We start from the raw sequence: 2,077 nt of genomic DNA, 5'->3' as shown, positions 1-2,077 counted from the left end.
GGGAATCCGACCAGGCCGAGTACAGGAATCCGGCCAGCCCGAGTCCGGGCCTCCTGCCCCTGGTTGACCCGAGTCCGGGCGCAGTGGGTGGCACAATGGCCCCATGCCCAAAGATCAGCGTGCCACAATGTCAGGAGGACTGACAGGGCCAGTGGCACGTGTGAGCCGACGAATGAAGTTCGGCGTCGCCGGACGCATCATGTTCGCGAACTCGATCATGCTCGTGGGCATCATGGTGCTGACCACGAGTCTCCTCTACATCCAACTCTCGCAACTGAACCAGAAACGCGAACAGGACCTGCTGCGCTCTGCCGCCGACAACATGTCGATCTCGCTCAGCCTCGTGGGGTCCGAGGAGACCGAGGCTGCCGACTTCATCGACCCCGGTTCACAGGACGACGTCGAGACTATGCTCGACAACGTCGTGAGCGAATACGACTTCGATGTGGCCGCGGTCGTCCCGATCGACTACCTGGCCACGCCGCCGTCCTTGGGCTCATCGAACCGCCAGGAGCGCAACGAATCGAAGATCGTGTCCTCGAACTCGGGAGACGTCCCCGATGACTCCGTCGATCAGCTCGCCATGGCCATCGATGGTTCGCAGGTCGCCGACGGTGAGTCCATCGTCCGTTTCCTCGACGACGGCGGCCCCGGCGGCGGCACGCTCTACGTCATCAGTCCGGTCTTCGCGAAGCACCTCGGCGTCGATGACATCGGTCCCAACACCGCTGTCGGTGCCGTCATCGTCGGCAACTCAGCCGATTCGGTGCGGGAGGGCTTCATGGCCCAGAGCAAATGGCTCATCGGCATCGCCATCACCACTCTCCTCCTGGGCATCGCCTCCTCCTGGGCGACCTCCCGCGGCCTGCGCCGGGTCACCGGCGACTACGGCGCCACCGAGCTGCGCAGCATGCTCGAGTTCTACTCCTCGGTGCTCAAGGCCGTGTCGGAAGGACTCCTGCTCGTCGACCGTTCGGCGGGCATCGTCCTCATCAACGCCGACGCGCGCGAACTCCTGGGACTGCCCGCCACCGGCGATGACTCGACGGGCGAGCAGATCTCAGCCACCGACGACCCCGTCCGGGCGACCTCACCGATCGGCGGCATCGCACTGCGCGACCTCAACCTGCCCGATGCCCTCATCGACCTGCTCTCCTCCGGCCGGTGGGCCCGTGATGAGATCCACTACACCGACGACCGGGTGCTCGTCGTCAACCAGCAGCCCACCGACGCCGCCAGCGACACCTGGGTCGTGACGATGCGCGACCACACCGAACTCGCCGAACTCTCCGGAGAACTCGTCTCCGTGCGATCGTTCTCCGACTCCCTGCGCGCCCAGACCCATGAATACGCGAACCGGCTCCACATGGTCGTCTCCCTGCTGGAAACCGGGCACACCGATGAGGCTATCGACTTCGCCGCCAAGGACCTCGACGACCTCAACCGGGTCACCGGTGACGGCCAGATGAGCTTCGACCACCCCGTGCTCTCGGCCCTGCTGCTGTCGAAGATCGCCCAAGCCGCCGAGGTGGGCATCGACATGACGGTCGATACAGCGGGACTCACCGGCCGCCTCGGCGGGGATGATCGTGACCTGGCGACCATCCTCGGCAACCTCATCGACAACGCATTCGACGCCCTGAGCAGGCATGATGTTCTGCCCGAGGACAAGCGTGTGCATGTGCACCTGAGCGGGTCCGGCGGCGCTGGCGGCTTCTCGATCGAAGTCAGCGACGACGGCCCGGGCATCGACGAGGAATACGTCGACGCGATCTTCGAACGTGGGTGGTCGACCAAGCACGATGGCGTTGAGATCGACAAGGGACTCGGCAGGCAGGAGACGGGCACCCGCGGGGTCGGACTGTCTCTGGTCGTCCAGGCCATCCGCCGCCTCGGCGGGGCCGTCGACGTGCAGGGCCGCGGTGAGGACGGCGACGACTTCAAGGGTGCCGTGCTCACGGTGTGGCTGCCCGACGCTGCTCCCACTGACTCTGACGGGCTCGGCCAGGCGAGAGGGTATCCCTCGGCCGGCGCGCCGTCGGCGAGCCAGCCGCCGTCGGGCAACCCGCCCACGGGC

General features: G+C 66.3%; 1 protein-coding gene. It reads left to right on the top strand.

The annotated features are described in order from the left end of the window. Positions 1 to 103 precede the first annotated feature (103 nt). Positions 104 to 2,077, top strand: a 1,974-nt coding sequence (locus L0G76_RS15910; RefSeq protein ID WP_304358102.1) for a sensor histidine kinase, incomplete at its 3' end; no start/stop codon positions are given.

This window comes from Brevibacterium picturae, assembly GCF_030453725.1.
In the GTDB taxonomy this organism is placed as follows: domain Bacteria; phylum Actinomycetota; class Actinomycetes; order Actinomycetales; family Brevibacteriaceae; genus Brevibacterium; species Brevibacterium sandarakinum_A.
The sequence above is the reverse complement of the archived record's forward strand: the minus strand, read 5'-3'. Positions and strand labels throughout refer to the sequence as shown.